A 15,375-nucleotide genomic window follows, 5' to 3' on the forward strand; every position below is an offset into this window, starting at 1 on the left:
GGGGGTCCACCTGGGACAATGATCAGCTTCGCGCGGGGTCGCAGGCCGCCCAGAATTCCTTGCCCAACCGCGAGATGTGCACGGTCCGGCGAACGAACTTCACCCGTTTGACCGAGTTCTCCGCGGCCCGGACCGCGTCGTCGGTGAGCAGGATTTCGTACTGGGTCTCGAGTTCCGGCACTTCCTCGTCCGGTTCGGCCAGGCCGAGACCGATCAGCCGGGTGACGTAGGCGGGCACCTGGTCGAGCAGGGTCACCCCGGCCGCCTTGCCCACGGTGGACGCGTTGCGCAACACCACCCGGCCCGCGCCGCCGAGCCCGTTGCGCTCGGTGACGTCGATCAGCGGGAACGGCGCCCCGTCGGACAACGCGGAGAGAATGCGTGCTTCGTCCGGCGTGAGCTGGCGCAGGATGATCGCGTACAGGTATTCGCGGGCGCGCTCGCGGCCGAATCCGATGGATCGGTTCAGCAGCTCGGCCATCGCCGCGCGCAGCGGCTCGACGCTCTCCGAGGACGGCATCACCACCACGGTGCCGCGGATCTCGCCGTTCAACGGCTGGACGTGCCGCCCGTTGCCGCCGACGTTCATCGCCGACGCGGCGCTCAGCGCGGCCAGGTACGGGTCGTCGACCTCTTCGAGGCGGCGCCGCAGCTCGGTCAGCGCGAGCCGTTCCAGCGAGCGCAGGCCGCGCTCGGCCGCGTCCGCGCCGGGCAGCCGCTTGCCGAGCGAGTAACCCGCGCGGGCGGCGATGCTGGCCAGCTTGCCCGCCCGCTCGGCGAAGTTCTCCGGAGCTCCCACGGCGCCACTCCCCTCCTTGACGCCCGGAATACTACTTTTCAGTAGGTTCGCTGGGCCGAACGGACGTCCGTTGCCTCCATCACACCACGAGCCAGGCCTTCGCGGCGGCCAGGCCCTCGAGCGTGATCTGGTGGCCGCCCGCGTGCCGGTGCTCGGTGACCTCGGCCGACCGTTCCCGCAGGAAGTCCACGTACTGCTCGGTCGAGGCCAGCGGCGCCATCGGGTCGCGCTCGCCGTTGGACAGGAAAACGCGGGTGCGCCGCAGCTCGCGCTCCGGCGGCTCCGGCACCGGCGACATCGCGGCGAACAGGATCGCCTCGGTCACCGCGTCCGGGCGCAGCAGGGTGGTCGCGGCGGCGATGTTGGCGCCGTTCGAGAAGCCGACCGCGACCAGCCGCCGGTCACCGAGGTCGTACAGCTGCCGTGCTTCGAGCACGAAGTCGGCGAGCTGGTTCGCGCGGAAGATGACGTCCTGGGTGTCGAACACGCCCTCACGCAGGCGGCGGAACCACCGCGCGGCGCCGTGCTCGGAAACCGGTCCGGCCGGGGCGAGCAGCGTCGCCTTCGGGTTCAGCTCGCCGGCCAGGCCGACCAGGTCGTCCGGCCCGCCGCCGGTGCCGTGCAGCAGGAGCAGCACGGGGGCCGACGGATCGCCTTCGACGAACTTGTGCTCGAACTGGAGGTCGGTCATTTCCGCTCCAGGTTGTTCTCGGCGGGCAGTTCGAGCTTCGGCAGCGAGGCTTCGATCTGCTCGCGGGTCGGCTCCAGCCACGGCGGCAGCTTCAGCGAGCGACCCAGTTCCAGCAGCGGCTCGTCGATCGCGAAGCCGGGCTCGTCGGTGGCCATCTCCAGCAGCGTGCCGCCGGGCTCGCGGAAGTAGATCGAGCGGAAGTACTGGCGGTCGAGGATCGAGGTGACGTTCACGCCGCGGTCGACCAGTTCCTCGCGCCAGGCGACCTGGGTCTGCTCGTCGGGCACCCGCCACGCCACGTGGTGCACGGTGCCGGAAGCGACCAGGCCGCGTGGCGCGTCCGGCGTGACCAGCACGTCGACCAGCGCGCCGGGCCCACCGTCACCGGCGGCGAAGCGGAACCGGTTGCCGTCCTGCTCGCTGAAGTCCAGCCCGATGCCGTCGGTCAGCATCTCCGCGGTCGCGTCCTCTTTGGACACTGAAAGGGTCACCGAGTGCAGGCCGCGGATGGCGTGCTCGGCGGGCACCAGCGGGGTGTCCCACGGGTCGCGCGGATCGCCCTGCGGGTGCGCGACCAGCGCGAGCTTGAGGCCGTCGGGGTCGGTGAAGGTGAGCGTGTCCTCGTTGTCCCGGTTGGTCACCCGGCCGGTGTCCAGGCCGGTGGCCTCGAGGTGCTGCTTCCACCAGCCGATCGAATTCTCCGGCACGGAGAAGGAGGTGGTGGTCGCCTGGCCGGTGCCGTGCCTGCCGCTGGGCGCGTCGCGCCACGGGAAGAAGGTCATCAGCGTGCCGGGCTTGCCGGACTGGTCGCCGTAGTAGAGGTGGTAGGTGCCGGGGTCGTCGAAGTTGACCGTGGTTTTCACCAGGCGGAGGCCGAGGGTGCGGAGGTAGAAGTCGGCGTTGCGCTGGGGGTCGCCGCCGATGGCGGTGACGTGGTGGAGGCCGCTGGTCTTGATGGACATCGCTACTCCTGACGGAAGCGGGGGTGAACTCAAGCTAACCCGAAAACCTCTTCCGCGCAAGATATATTCCAGCGAGAGGTCTGGGGTACACTGGCGGCGTGACGCGACCGGATCCGTGTACCGACGACGACGAGATCGTGACCTGGTGGGGCCTGGTGATCGAGGGCTACCTGGCCACGCAGAACAAGCTGATGGGCGAGATCGCCGACCGGTTCGGCCTGGCGCCCGCCTCGTTCGACATCCTGCTGCGGCTGGTGCGGTCGCCGGAGAACCGCATGCCGATGACGCGCCTGGCCGGTGAGGCCGCGCTGTCCAGCGGTGGTTTCACGAAGGTGGCGGACCGCCTGGTGGCCGCGGACCTGATCTGCCGCGTCCCTTCCCCGGACGACCGGCGGGTCACCTACGCGGTGCTCACCGAGCACGGGCTTTCGGTCGCGCTGGAAGCGCGGCGGGCGTGCGCCGAGATCCTGCGGAAGATCGTGCTGGCGCCGCTCGGCACGGAAGCCTCCACCGCCCTGGCCGACGCCATGCGCACACTGCGCTCAGCGAACTCCTGACCTCGCCTCAGGCGCCGAGGGCTTCGGCTCGGGCGGCGTGCGTGGTGCGGATGGTTGCCGCCACCCAGCCCACGAAAGCCCAGATGACCAGCGAAGACAGCACGTCCGTGAAGATCGTGGCGAACCAGAACGCGGGAATGGCCGGCACCCCGAAGAAGAAGTGCCCCAGGCTCGCCAGCCCCGACAGCGAGAACACCAGCAGGTACGCGTTCGCTGCCCAGTAGCGACGGCGTCGATAAGCCACAAAGGCGAGCACCGCGAAGGCCGCGAAGAGGAACCAGCCGCCGCCCACCAGGAAGCGCGTCGCGAGCAGGCTCAGGCCTTCGACCGGCGGGTAGTCCTCCGCCCGGATGGTGTTGTGCGCGTAGTGCAGGCCCGTGGTGAGCAGGCTGCCCAGCAGCACCCACCGCAGAATCCGGAACCCCCGCTCGTGCCGGTCGTCCATGACCGCCTCCCCAGATTTGATAGATCGCTCTAGCGCCGAGGGTAGGCCGGAAAAGGCCCCCGGACAAGAGCCCGGGGGCCTCCGCCAGGAATCAGCGCTGACGACCGTAGAGGCGCATGGTGATCGGGCCGAACACGGCGATCAGCACCGCGCACGAACCGAACACCCACAGCAGGTCCGAACCGGCGACCGAGCCGTGCATCAGCCCGCGCACCGAGCTGACCAGGTGCGTCACCGGGTTCACCTCGACCACCGCGCGCAGCCAGGACGGCATGGTGGCCGGATCGACGTAGATGTTGCTGCCGAAGGTCAGCGGCATCAGCACCATCATGCTCCAGCCCATCACCGACTTCGACGTGGACAGCTTCAGCCCGAACATCGTCCACACCCACGACAGGCTGAACGAGAACACCAGCAGCATCGCCACCCCGGCGACCACGCCGGTGAACCCGCCGTCCGGCCGGAACCCGAGCAGCAGCCCGAGCAGGATGGTGATCGTCGCGCCGAGCAGGTACCGCACGGCGTCGCCGAACAACGCGCCGACGATCACCGACGGCCGCCAGATCGGCAGCGAGCGGAACCGGTCGAAGATGCCCTTCGAGATGTCCTCGTTGATGCCGACCCCGGTGTACATGGTGATCATCACGACGCTCTGCACCAGGATGCCCGGCAGGAAGAACTGCAGGTAGTTCTCGGTGGACCCGGCCAGCGCACCGCCGAACAGGTAGGTGAACATCAGCGTCATCATGATCGGGAACGCGGTCACGTCGAACAGCTGGTCCGGCACGTGCTTGATCTTCAGCAGCGCGCGCCAGCCGAAGGTGAACGAGGTGGTCAGCGCGTTCGGCTTCGGCGGCCGCTCCCGCGTCGCCAGTGCCTTGAGCAGCCCGTCGTCGACCACCTGACTGGACGTCGCCTGCGCGGATGTGGTGGTCATGCCACGCTCCCCTCGAGCTCTTCCTCGGCTTCTTCGGCGGTGTGCCCGGTCAGCGCCAGGAACACCTCGTCCAGGCTCGGCTGCCCGAGCGAGTAGGCGGCCACCTTGACCCCGGCGGCTGGCAGCTCGGCCAGCGCCGCGGCCACCTTGTCCGGCTCCGGCACGCGCACGGTCAGCGCCACCGGATCGGAATCGTGCTCGACCGGCACGTCGAGCACGCGCCCGAGCACCCGGGCCGCTTCCTCGCGCATTTCCGGCTCGGCCACGCGGACGTGCAGCGCGCCCGTGCCGACCGAGGCCTTGAGCTGGCCGGAAGTGCCTTCGGCGATGATCTTGCCGCGGTCGATCACCGCGATCCGGTCGGCCAGCTGGTCGGCCTCCTCCAGGTACTGCGTGGTGAGCAGGACCGTGGTGCCGCCCGCGACCAGCGCGCGCACGATGTCCCAGACCTGGTTGCGGCTGCGCGGGTCGAGCCCGGTGGTGGGCTCGTCGAGGAACATCAGGTCCGGCGCGATGACGATGCTCGCGGCGATGTCGATCCGCCGCCGCATGCCGCCGGAGTACGTCTTCACCAGGCGTTCGGCGGCTTCCTCCAGCCCGAACGCCTCCAGCAGCTCGGTCGCCCGCCGCTTGGCCGCGGGCCGCGAGAAGCCGAGCAGCCTGGCCAGCAGCACCAGGTTCTCCATGCCGGACAGGTCCTCGTCGACCGAGGCGAACTGGCCGGTCAGGCTGACCCGCTGGCGGACCGCGTCCGCCTCGGTGGCCAGGTCGTGCCCGAACACCCGCGCCGAACCGCCGTCCGGCTTGAGCAGCGTGGCGAGCATGCGGATGGTCGTGGTTTTGCCCGCGCCGTTGGGCCCGAGGAAGCCGTAGACCCGGCCCTCCGGTACGGCCAGGTCGACCCCGTCCACCGCTCTCGTTTTGCCGAACGTCTTCACCAGGCCACTGGCCTCGATCGCCAAATCCATGGCACCCCCATCGGGTAGGTCTTCGGGAAAAGCTCGTCAAGTTCCACGCAGCAGGTCGGCGAACAGCTGCTCGAGCCGCTCCTGCCAGGCGCCGAGCACGGTAGCGCGCACCCCCGACAATTTCGCCGGAATTGTCTGGGTCAGCTCCACGTAGGTGGCGAGTTCCGGGTCGTGGACCAGCCGCCAGCGCACCAGCCCGGCGGGCTCCCCGTCGTGCGTCCACCGGTAGGTCAGGCCGCGCGGCGCGTCCACCGCGGTGACCCGCCCGGCCGGCACCGGGCCGATGGTGCACGGTAGCGGCGGCTCCTGCCCGATTTCAACCGGTTTGCCCCCGGTGAGCGCGGCCCACACGGTCTCGAACGGGTGCCACACCACGTCGAGCACGAAACGCACCCCGTCCTCGGTGGTCTCGCCGCGGGCCAGCTGGTATTCGCGCAGGTAGGACAGCATGAGCGGACGGTGGTCGAGCGGTTCCTCGGTCCGCCCGTCGAGCTGCGCCACGAGCGCGGCGAGGCAGACGTCCCAGCCCGCCGCGTTGCGCGCCACGGTGAAGCGCGCGCCCGCGTCGACGGTGTGCGTGAACACCAGCACGCAACCGTCTTCCGCGGGCAAAAGCTCGAACCGCAGCACGTCGGAGTTCCAGCGGAACGCGTACACCTTGGGTGAGTCGTATTCGAGGACCTCGCCGTAACTCACCTCGTCCTCACCGGGAAAGGTGAATTCCATCTTCGCCCCGGCTTTCGGCTCGGCGGAGATCAGCGCCGGGAACCAGTTCGCCAGCTCCTTCGGCTCGGTGATCGCCCGCCAGACTTTTGCGGGCGAATGCCGGAGCGTGCGCTCGAACCGCAGTACCGGCTTGCCATCGACGGTGCTCAGCTCGGCTGGCGTCATGACGGGTCCTCCTCGTCGGGCATGGTGTCGAGATGGCGTTCGAGCGCGTCCAGTCGCGCGTTCCACAGCGCGCGGTACGGCGCGAGCCAGGCGTCGATTTCGGCCAGCGGCTCCGGGCACAGCCGGTACCACCGGCGCTGCGCGTCCTGGCGCACCTCGACGAGACCGGCTTCGCGCAGCACCTTCAGGTGCTTCGACACCGTGGGCTGGGTGAGCGTCAGCCGGTCGACCAGTTCGCCGACCGGGCGTTCGCCGGCGCGGAGCAGGTCGAGGATCTCGCGGCGGCGGGGTTCCGCCAGCACTTCGAACGTAGTTGCCACCTCGGCAATATAGCCCCTGAGGCATTTAAGGTGTCAAGCGGCCCCGCAAGCTGAACTGCACAACCTGCGGGACCTCGGCCGAGTAAGCGCCCGGGCACACACCCAACCTGGCGAGCGGGTACCCGATGCCCGGTTCCGCACACACGGACTCGCGAACCGCATCCACGACGGACAGAATGGGCCGATGGCCGATCTGAAACCACGCAGCCGGGACGTCACCGACGGAATGGAACGGGCGGCCGCGCGCGGCATGCTGCGCGCCGTCGGCATGGGAGACGAGGACTTCGCGAAACCGCAGATCGGCATCGCGTCGTCGTGGAACGAGATCACCCCGTGCAACCTCTCGCTGCAACGGCTGGCGCAGGCGAGCAAGCAGGGCGTGCACGCCGGCGGCGGGTTCCCGATGGAGTTCGGCACCATCTCGGTGTCCGACGGCATTTCCATGGGGCACGAGGGAATGCACTTCTCGCTGGTGTCGCGCGAGGTGATCGCCGACTCGGTGGAGACGGTGATGCAGGCCGAGCGGCTGGACGGCGCGGTGCTGCTGGCCGGGTGCGACAAGAGCCTGCCCGGCATGCTGATGGCCGCCGCGCGGCTCGACGTGGCGGCGGTGTTCCTCTACGCGGGCTCGATCCTGCCCGGCACGGTGGACGGCCGCGAGGTCACCATCATCGACGCCTTCGAGGCGGTCGGCGCGTGTGCGCGCGGGCTGATTTCGCGGGAAGAAGTCGACAAGATCGAACGCGCGATCTGCCCCGGCGAAGGCGCGTGCGGTGGCATGTACACCGCGAACACGATGGCGTGCGCGGCGGAAGCGCTGGGCATGTCGCTGCCCGGTTCGGCCAGCCCGCCGTCGGTGGACCGCCGCCGCGACCGGTTCGCGCGCGAAAGCGGCGAAGCCGTGGTCGGTCTGCTCGCCGCGGGCATCACCGCGCGGCAGATCCTGACCAAGGAGGCCTTCGAGAACGCGATCGCCGTGGTGATGGCGCTCGGCGGGTCGACCAACGCGGTGCTGCACCTGCTGGCCACCGCGCACGAGGCCGAGGTCGAGCTGACACTGGACGACTTCACCCGCATCGGCGACCGGGTGCCGCACCTGGCCGACGTGAAACCGTTCGGGCGGCACGTGATGACCGCGGTGGACCGGGTGGGTGGCGTGCCGGTGGTGATGAAGGCGCTGCTGGACGCGGGCCTGCTGCACGGCGACTGCCTGACCGTCACCGGGAAGACGATGGCGGAGAACCTGGCCGAGCTGGCGCCGCCGGAGCTGGACGGCGAGGTGGTGCGCAAGCTGTCCGACCCGATCCACCCGACCGGCGGGCTGACCATTCTCCACGGCAGCCTCGCGCCGGAAGGTGCGGTGGTGAAGAGCGCGGGCTTCGACTCGACGCGTTTCGAAGGCACGGCAAGGGTTTTCGACGGTGAGCAGGCCGCGATGGACGCGCTGCCGTCGTTGCAGCCGGGTGACGTGGTGGTGATCCGGTACGAGGGCCCGCGTGGCGGGCCGGGCATGCGCGAGATGCTGGCGGTGACCGGCGCGATCAAGGGCGCCGGCCTCGGCAAGGACGTCCTACTGCTGACCGACGGCCGGTTTTCCGGTGGTACCACGGGATTGTGCGTCGGGCACGTGGCGCCGGAGGCCGCGCACGGCGGACCGATCGCCTTTGTCGCCGACGGGGACCCGATCGTGCTGGACCTGACCACGCGCACGCTGGACGTGATGATCGACCCGGCCGAACTGGCGCGGCGGCGGGAAGGCTGGACGCCGCCGGAGAGCCGTCGGACCGGAGTGCTGGGGAAGTACGCGCGCCTGGTGGGCTCAGCCGCGCAAGGCGCCGTCTGCTTCTAGGGCGCGGTGGCGTGCAATGAATGTGGCTTTCTTAGCGTCTGGCGCAATGAAAGCCACATTCATTGCAGTGGCAGGCCGCGGCGGCAGGTCGGCGGGCAACGGGCGGAGCGGCGACACCGCGGCGCGGTGGCGCGGCGGCGCGGTGGCGCGGTGGCGCGGCGGCGCGGCGGCGCGGCGGCTCGGCGGCTCGGCGGCTCGGCGGCGCGGCGGCTCGGCGGCTCGGCGGCGCGGCGGCTCGGCTTCGAGAACACGAATGTGGCTTTGGGGGCGGATTCCGCTCCGAAAGCCACATTCGTGTCCGTCCCGCGACACGAAAGCCACATTCGTGTTCTCGCCGGTGTCACGAAAGCCACTTTCGAGACGCCAGACGTCTCGAAAGCCACATTCGTGACATCAGGACCCGCCGTGGAGTTCCAGGATTCGGCTGACTTCGGCGGCCAGCCGGTCCCGGCCCGCCGCCAGGTACGCGCACGGGTCGTGCACCGACGGGTTCCGGTGCCGGTATTCCATCACCCCGTCCGCGAACACCCGCCGCACCAGGTCGGTGCAGGTCAGGCGCAGGACGCCCGCGCGGACGGCGGCGGCCAGCTCGCCGTCCGTGGCGACCGGGCAGTCGGCCAGTGCCAGCGGTACCCCGGTCCGCTGGCGCAGCCGCGAGATCAGGCCGAGGTCCGGCAGCCCGTCCCGCGCGCCGACGGCGAGCGTGTCCACGCCGGTGGCCGCGGCGAATTCGCCCGCGTTCACCGGGTCCACCCGGCCGCCCAGCCCGGCTTCCACCCAGACCCCGTTGCGGTGGCAGTAGTCCACCACCTCGCGCGTCACCAGCAAGTCCGAAGTGGACACTCGGAACAGCACCGAGCCGAAGCCCAGTTCGACCACCTCGGTCATCCGCGAAAGCGAGTCCACGTGGTCGAAGTGCAGCGCCACCGGCACGGTCGCCGACTTCGCCGCGGCCAGCGCGGCGGCCGCGATCGGCGCCAGCGCGCCGTGGTACCGCACCGCGGCCCGGCTGATCTGCAGCAGCACCGGCGAGCGCACCGCCTGCGCCCCGTCGATCACCGCGCTCAGCTGCTCCAGCTGGATGACGTCGAACGCGACCCGCCCCGGCCGCAGGATTTCACGCGCCGATACCAGCGGCATCCGTCACCTGCCAGGCGAGCAGCCCCGCGCCGAGGCAACCGGCGCGATCCCCGAGTTCGGCCATCCGCAGTTCGGGCGCCCGCTGGAAAGTGAGGTACTCCCCCAGCGCGCGGCGCACCGGTTCGACCAGGAACTCCCCCGCGCCGAACAACCCGCCGCCGAGCACCACCACCTCCGGCGCGAGCACCGTGGTGAGCAACCGCAGCCCGCGTGCGAGCGCGTCCACCGCCTCGTCGAAGATCGCGCGCGCGTCCGGGTCACCGGCTCGCGCCGCGTCGACCACCACCCGCGCGCCCTCGTCGGCGCGCCCGGTCCGTTCGGCATAACGCCGCCCGATCGCCGAAGCCGACGCGACCGCCTCCAGGCAGCCGACCGCACCACACGGGCACGGCAGCCCGTGCCCGACGTCGGCGTGCCCGATCTCCCCGGCGTAACCACCCGACGCGTACGGCTTCCCGTCGATCATGATCGCCACCGCGATGCCCGTGCCCACCGGCAGGAAAGCCGAATTGGCCACCCCGCGCGCGGCACCGACGGTGGCTTCGGCCAGCCCGCCCGCGCGCACGTCGTGGTCGAAGGCAACCGGCACGCCGAGCCGTTCGGCCAGGATCGCCGCGAACGGCACCTCCCGCCAGCCCAGGTTCGACGAATAGTGCGCCACCCCGCCGTCGACGATGCCCGGCACCACCACCCCGACCCCGGCCGGCCTGCCGCCGCCGGTCAGTTCCCCGGTCAGCGCCACCACCTGCTCGGCGACCGCCGCCGCGGTGGTGTGCCCGCCGAGCGCCCGCGCGGTCGGCTGCCGCAGCACCTTCAGCTCGGTCAGCTCGCGGTCGAGCAGCGCGGCTTTGATCGCCGTCCCGCCGATGTCCAGTGCCACCACCGCAGAATCCATGCGGCTGATTCTGCCCGACCTCGCCGACCGCCCTGATCAACGGCCGTCGAGCAGGAGCTCGATGCCGTCGAGCACCCTGGCGAGACCGAATTCGAAGGCCTGGTCGAAATCGGCGATCCCGGGCTGCGCCGCCATCAACGCGCTGAGCTGGGGGTGGCGTTCGCTGACCACCACCTCGCTCGCGATCTCCCGGCCGGGGCCCTCCCACCAGTCGGCGAGTTCGACACCCGAATTCAGCCGCTGCTCACGGTCGTTCGCCATCAGCAGGCCGACCCCGCTGGTGTAGTTCGTCACGGTCATCACCAGCTGGAACTTCTCCACCGGCGTCAGGTCGAACCCCTCGAAGGAGGCCAGGGACCACTCCACCTCTTCGGACATGTTCTGCAGCAACACGGTTCGCGGGCTGGTGACGAACGGCAGCACCCACGGGTACTTCTGGTACAGCTCCCAGTCGTTGCGCGCGACCGCGGTCATCCGCTCCCGCCAGCCGGTCAGCTCCGGGGTGCGCGCCGACTGCCGGGCGATCACCTCTTCGACCATCAGCACGAGCAGTTCTTCCTTGCCGGGCACGTACCGGTACAGCGACATCGTGCCCGCGCCGAGTTCGGCCGCGATCCGGCGCATCGACAGCGCACCGGCGCCTTCCGCGTCGGCCACGTCGATCGCCGCCTGCACGATCGCGTCCACCGTCAGCGAGCGCTCCGGATCCGCGGTCGCGGCCCTGGTCACCGTCGCCCCGGCGGCCACCCGCGCGCGGTACGCCTTGGCCTGGCAGGACCGCGAGCAGTACCGCGGGCGACGGCCGCGCGAGGGCACCTCGAGCGCGGCCCCACATTCCACACAGCTCATTTCCGCACACCCCGTTCTCGTGACGAAAAGATACCACACGGCGTGACGAAAACAGCCGCGTGACGTTTTGACCTGCGCAAATGCCCCTTGTGGCCCGGATTCGAGCGTGCGTATCTTGTACGCAGAATCTCCGCGTACACCGTATTCCCGAGGGGACCCTGCCATGACCGCCAAAGCCAGCCGCAAGGACTGGTTCGGCCTCGCCGTACTCGTGCTCGCCTGCCTGCTCGTGTCGATGGACATGAGCGTGCTGCTCTACGCGATCCCGTTCCTCAGCGAGGACCTCACCCCGACCAGCACCCAGCTGCTGTGGATCATCGACATCTACGGCTTCCTGCTGGCCGGGCTGCTGATCACGATGGGCTCGCTGGGCGACCGGATCGGCAGGCGGCGCCTGCTGTTGTTCGGCGCCGCGTTGTTCGGCCTGGCCTCGGTGGCCGCCGCCTTCGCCCCCAGCCCTGAACTCCTGATCGCCGCGCGTGCCCTGCTCGGTGTCGCCGGTGCCACCCTGGCACCGTCCACTTTGGCCCTGATCAGGAACATGTTCACCGATCCGGACCAGCGCCGGGCCGCGATCGGCATCTGGACCGGCGGTTTCGCCGGTGGCGTGATGGTCGGCCCGATCGCCGGTGGCCTGCTGCTGGAGCACTTCTGGTGGGGTTCGGTGTTCCTGATCAACGTGCCGGTGATGGTGCTGCTGCTGGTGCTCGCGCCGCTGGTGCTGCCCGAGTTCACCGACCCGCGCCCCGGCCGCTTCGACCTGCTCGGCGCGGCGCTGTCGCTGGCCACGGTGCTGCCGATCATCTACGGCATCAAGGAGCTCGCGGCGGGCACGGGTGGCTGGCAGCCAGTCGCGTCACTGGCCGCCGGACTGGTCATCGGCGTGGTTTTTGTGCAGCGGCAACGCTCCCAGGACGATCCGATGATCGACCTCCGGCTGTTCGCCGGCCGCCGGTTCAGCACCGCTATCGGCACCACCACGGTGACCCAGTTCGCGATGATGGGCCTGGCCTACTTCAGCACCCAGTACCTTCAGTCGGTGCTCGGTTTCAGCCCGCTCGAAGCAGCACTGTGGACACTGCCGACGATGGTGGGCATGTTCATCGGGCTGGCGCTCGGCAGCACGCTGGCCACCAAGGTCCGCCCGGCCTCGCTGATCGGTGGCGGGCTGGCGATCGGTGCTTCGGGGTACGTCGTGTTCAGCTTCTCCACTCCGGACAGCGGGCTGCCGCTGCTGCTCGCCGGTGGCGGGCTGATGACGCTCGGCATGGGCATCGTGACGGTGCTGGCGACCGAGGTGGTGCTGGCCACCGCCCCGCCGGAACGCGCGGGCGCGGCGTCGGCGCTGTCGGAGACCAGCACCGAATTCGGCGGGGCACTGGGCATGGCGGTGCTCGGCACCATCGGCGCCGCGGTCTACCGGTCCAATGTGGAGATTCCGGCCGGGCTGCCGGCCGAGGCCGCCGCGGCCGCGCACGACACGCTCGGCGGCGCGGTGGCGGTGGCCGCCCACCTGCCGCCCGAAGTGGCGCCCGGTTTCCTGCGTGGTGCCTACGAAGCGTTCACCGACGGCATGACCGTGACCATGCTGATCGGCGCCGGAGTCCTGCTGGCCGGCGGCGCGCTGGTCGCGCTGCTGCTGCGCCAGGTCAACCTGTCCTCACGAGTCGAAGTCCACAGTTAACGCGTCGGCCGCCGGGAAGGTCTGGCAGGTGAGCACGAAGCCCGCGTCCACTTCGGACGCTTCGAGGGCGAAGTTGCGCCGCATGTCGGCCTTCCCGTCGGTCACCTTGGCCCGGCAGGTGCCGCACACCCCGCCCTTGCAGGCGAACGGCAGGTCCGGCCGCAGCCGCTGCGCACCGTCCAGGATGGACTCCTCGCGGGACAGCGGCACGGTGGTGGCCCGGCCGTCCAGCACGATGGTCACCTCGCTGCTCGGGCCCTCGATGCTCGCGTCGGGGTGGCGGACCGGCGCGGGCGGCATATCGTCCACATAGAACAGTTCCTGGTGCACCCGCGCACGCGGCACACCCCGGCGCTCCAGCACGTCCTGCGCGTCGGTGACCATGCCGTACGGACCGCAAAGCCACCAGTGGTCCACCCGCTCGGCGTCCATCAGCCGGTCGATCAACGCGCTCAGCTTCTCGCCGTCCAGGCGTCCGCTGAACAACTCCGCTTCGCGTGGCTCCCTGGACAGCACGTGCACCAGTTCCAGCCGCTCGCGGTAGCGGTCCTTCAGGTCGGCCAGCTCGTCGGCGAACATCACGGTGTCGCTGCGGCGGTTGCCGTAGAGCAAGGTCGCCGAGGAGTTCGGATCCGCCAGCACCGAGGCCACGATGGACAGGATCGGCGTGATGCCGGAACCGGCCGCGATCAGCACGTGGTGCGCGGCCTGGTCCAGGTCGGGGGTGAAGTTCCCGGTCGGCGGCAGCACCTCGATCCGGTCGCCCGGCACCACCTCGTGCACCAGCCAGCTGGAGAACAGCCCGCCCGGCACCTCGCGCACGCCGATCCGCGGCCGCGCGCCCGCCGGCGCGCAGATCGAGTACGACCGCCGTTCCTCCCGGTCGCCGACCATCCGCCGCAGCGTGAGCGACTGCCCCGGCCGGAATTCGTAGTCCGCCGCCAGTTCCGCCGGCACGTCGAAGGTGACCGCCACGGCGTCGGCGCACAGGCGCTCCACCCCGGCCACCCGCAGCGAGTGGAACTCCGAGCGCCGGCGGGTCTTCATCGTCGTCACTCAGATCTCCTTGAAGTGCTCGAAGGGCTCGGCACAGCTGCGGCAGCGGTTCAGCGCCTTGCACGCGGTGCCGCTGAACTCCGACAGCCGCTCGGTGTCGGCGGAACCGCAGTGCGGGCAGGCGGTCCGCGTCCGCGGTGCGCTCAGCGTGAGCGGGATCGGGCCGGAGGTCCGCTTCGGCGCGGCACCCGGCGGCGCGATGCCCGCTTCGGCGAGCTTGCGACGCCCGGATTCGCTGATCCAGTCGGTGGTCCACGCCGGGTGCAGCACGGTGCGCACCTCGACCTCGCGGTATCCGGCGCGGCGCAAGGCGTGTTCGAGGTCGTCGCGCATGGTGTCCATGGCCGGGCAGCCGGTGTAGGTCGGCGTGATCGCCACCGTCACCCGTCCGTCCTCTTCGGACACCTCACGCAGCACGCCCAGCTCGGCCAGCGTCACCATCGGCAGTTCGGGATCAGTGACGGTTTCGGCCACGGAACGCGCGTCCAGCATGGTGATCACCACTTCGCTCCGGGGTGCGCACGCGCCACGCTCTGCATTTCGGCGAGCAGCGACTCCAGTTCCGCGGTGTGCGAGCCTTCGCGCCCGCCACCCTCGGCGGCCGGGCTGTCCGGAAGTCGCAGCGTGGCGGCGGAAAGCACCTGCGCGAGCACGTCGTCGAACTCCCCGCGCAGCCCGGAATCGGTACCGGCGAACAACTCCGCCACGTACGGCCACACCGCGTCCAAACCGGACTGCATCTTCTGGTGCGACAGCTCGGTTCCGTCCCCGAGCCGGACCGTCCACTGTGCCGCGTAGTCGCGGTGGTAGGTCAGTTCCTTGACCGCCTTGGCCGCGATCGCCGCGAGCACCTGGTCCGCCGACGAGGTCAGCCGCTGGCACAGGGCCAGCCGCCAGGTGCTGAACACCAGCAGCCTGGCGATCGAGAACGCGAAGTCCCCATTGGCCAGTTCGACCAGCCGGACGTTGCGGAATTCGTGGCTGTCACGCAGGAAGGCCAGCTCGTCCTCACCGCGACCGCTGCCGTCGGCCTTGCCCGCCCGCGCCAGCAGCAGCCGCGCCTGCCCGAGCAGGTCGAGCCCGATGTTCGCGAGCGCGACCTCGTCCTCCAGCTCGGGCGCGTTGGTGCACCACTCCTGCAGCCGGTGCGACATGATCAGCGCGTCGTCACCGAGTGCGAGGCACCGCGCCGCCAGTTCCCCGGCGTCCACATCGGACGGAACGGTGGTGTCGATGCCGGCGAGCGGGTCGTCGAAGCCGGTGCCGAACGCCCAGCGGGAGTCGTCGGCGCCCTCGGTGAGCGCTTCGTAGGCGTTGTCAAAGGACATCAGG

The 15,375-nt window shown here is 70.4% G+C and carries 17 protein-coding genes; 3 read left to right on the top strand and 14 right to left on the bottom strand.

Annotated elements, in window-relative coordinates:
• Positions 1–22 precede the first annotated feature (22 nt).
• The 3 genes from A4R43_RS26595 to A4R43_RS26605 form a co-directional block, all read right to left on the bottom strand.
• A complete protein-coding gene (locus A4R43_RS26595) occupies positions 23–799 on the bottom strand; it encodes an Abi-alpha family protein (protein ID WP_236808295.1) in 777 nt (258 codons plus the stop codon).
• Positions 800–878: 79 nt separating this feature from the next.
• Positions 879–1,490: an alpha/beta hydrolase gene (locus A4R43_RS26600; protein ID WP_113694805.1), complete on the bottom strand. Its 612-nt coding sequence runs from the start codon at positions 1,488–1,490 to the stop codon at positions 879–881.
• Positions 1,487–2,452: a ring-cleaving dioxygenase gene (locus A4R43_RS26605; RefSeq protein WP_113694806.1), complete on the bottom strand. Its 966-nt coding sequence runs from the start codon at positions 2,450–2,452 to the stop codon at positions 1,487–1,489. The genes A4R43_RS26600 and A4R43_RS26605 overlap by 4 nt, the downstream gene beginning before the upstream one ends.
• A gap of 98 nt (positions 2,453–2,550) precedes the next feature.
• Between A4R43_RS26605 and A4R43_RS26610 the strand changes: the two genes are divergently transcribed.
• Positions 2,551–3,009 carry a MarR family winged helix-turn-helix transcriptional regulator gene (locus A4R43_RS26610; protein WP_113694807.1) on the top strand — a complete coding sequence of 153 codons (459 nt, stop codon included), beginning with the start codon at positions 2,551–2,553 and terminating at the stop codon, positions 3,007–3,009.
• Positions 3,010–3,016: 7 nt separating this feature from the next.
• On the opposite strand, the gene A4R43_RS26615 is transcribed toward A4R43_RS26610, so the two are convergent.
• From A4R43_RS26615 to A4R43_RS26635, 5 genes are all read right to left on the bottom strand, one after another.
• A complete protein-coding gene (locus tag A4R43_RS26615) occupies positions 3,017–3,454 on the bottom strand; it encodes a hypothetical protein (RefSeq protein WP_113694808.1) in 438 nt (145 codons plus the stop codon).
• A 91-nt stretch (positions 3,455–3,545) separates the two neighbouring features.
• Positions 3,546–4,391, bottom strand: coding sequence for an ABC transporter permease (locus A4R43_RS26620; protein ID WP_113694809.1), 846 nt, complete (start codon positions 4,389–4,391; stop codon positions 3,546–3,548).
• A complete protein-coding gene (locus A4R43_RS26625; protein WP_113694810.1) occupies positions 4,388–5,359 on the bottom strand; it encodes an ATP-binding cassette domain-containing protein in 972 nt (323 codons plus the stop codon). The genes A4R43_RS26620 and A4R43_RS26625 overlap by 4 nt, the downstream gene beginning before the upstream one ends.
• A gap of 36 nt (positions 5,360–5,395) precedes the next feature.
• A complete protein-coding gene (locus tag A4R43_RS26630) occupies positions 5,396–6,250 on the bottom strand; it encodes an SRPBCC family protein (protein ID WP_113694811.1) in 855 nt (284 codons plus the stop codon).
• A complete protein-coding gene (locus A4R43_RS26635) occupies positions 6,247–6,570 on the bottom strand; it encodes an ArsR/SmtB family transcription factor (protein WP_113694812.1) in 324 nt (107 codons plus the stop codon). The genes A4R43_RS26630 and A4R43_RS26635 overlap by 4 nt, the downstream gene beginning before the upstream one ends.
• Before the next feature lie 184 nt (positions 6,571–6,754).
• Between A4R43_RS26635 and ilvD the strand changes: the two genes are divergently transcribed.
• Complete coding sequence (gene ilvD / locus A4R43_RS26640) at positions 6,755–8,419, top strand: dihydroxy-acid dehydratase (RefSeq protein WP_113694813.1); 1,665 nt, start codon at positions 6,755–6,757, stop codon at positions 8,417–8,419.
• A 393-nt stretch (positions 8,420–8,812) separates the two neighbouring features.
• Here ilvD and A4R43_RS26650 read toward each other — a convergent pair whose 3' ends face one another.
• From A4R43_RS26650 to A4R43_RS26660, 3 genes are read right to left on the bottom strand one after another with little or no spacing between them, the layout of a single operon-like run.
• Positions 8,813–9,559, bottom strand: a complete 747-nt coding sequence (locus tag A4R43_RS26650) for a class II fructose-bisphosphate aldolase (protein WP_113694814.1) — start codon at positions 9,557–9,559, stop codon at positions 8,813–8,815.
• A complete protein-coding gene (locus A4R43_RS26655; RefSeq protein WP_113694815.1) occupies positions 9,537–10,454 on the bottom strand; it encodes an ROK family protein in 918 nt (305 codons plus the stop codon). Before A4R43_RS26655 ends, A4R43_RS26650 begins: the two co-directional genes overlap by 23 nt.
• A gap of 36 nt (positions 10,455–10,490) precedes the next feature.
• Entirely contained in the window at positions 10,491–11,303 is an 813-nt protein-coding gene (locus tag A4R43_RS26660; protein WP_162788604.1) for a TetR/AcrR family transcriptional regulator, read from the bottom strand.
• A 163-nt stretch (positions 11,304–11,466) separates the two neighbouring features.
• Between A4R43_RS26660 and A4R43_RS26665 the strand changes: the two genes are divergently transcribed.
• Positions 11,467–12,987 carry an MFS transporter gene (locus tag A4R43_RS26665; RefSeq protein WP_113694817.1) on the top strand — a complete coding sequence of 507 codons (1,521 nt, stop codon included), beginning with the start codon at positions 11,467–11,469 and terminating at the stop codon, positions 12,985–12,987.
• On the opposite strand, the gene paaE is transcribed toward A4R43_RS26665, so the two are convergent.
• From paaE to paaC, 3 genes are read right to left on the bottom strand one after another with little or no spacing between them, the layout of a single operon-like run.
• Positions 12,964–14,034 (bottom strand): 1,2-phenylacetyl-CoA epoxidase subunit PaaE, encoded by a 1,071-nt coding sequence (gene paaE, locus A4R43_RS26670; protein ID WP_113697898.1) that lies wholly within the window; start codon positions 14,032–14,034, stop codon positions 12,964–12,966. The two genes, A4R43_RS26665 and paaE, sit on opposite strands and share 24 nt — an antisense overlap.
• 9 nt (positions 14,035–14,043) lie before the next feature.
• Complete coding sequence (gene paaD, locus A4R43_RS26675) at positions 14,044–14,535, bottom strand: 1,2-phenylacetyl-CoA epoxidase subunit PaaD (RefSeq protein WP_113697897.1); 492 nt, start codon at positions 14,533–14,535, stop codon at positions 14,044–14,046.
• A gap of 5 nt (positions 14,536–14,540) precedes the next feature.
• Complete coding sequence (gene paaC / locus A4R43_RS26680) at positions 14,541–15,371, bottom strand: 1,2-phenylacetyl-CoA epoxidase subunit PaaC (RefSeq protein WP_113694818.1); 831 nt, start codon at positions 15,369–15,371, stop codon at positions 14,541–14,543.
• Between the last annotated feature and the right edge of the window lie 4 nt (positions 15,372–15,375).

This window comes from Amycolatopsis albispora, from assembly GCF_003312875.1.
GTDB classification, from domain to species: domain Bacteria; phylum Actinomycetota; class Actinomycetes; order Mycobacteriales; family Pseudonocardiaceae; genus Amycolatopsis; species Amycolatopsis albispora.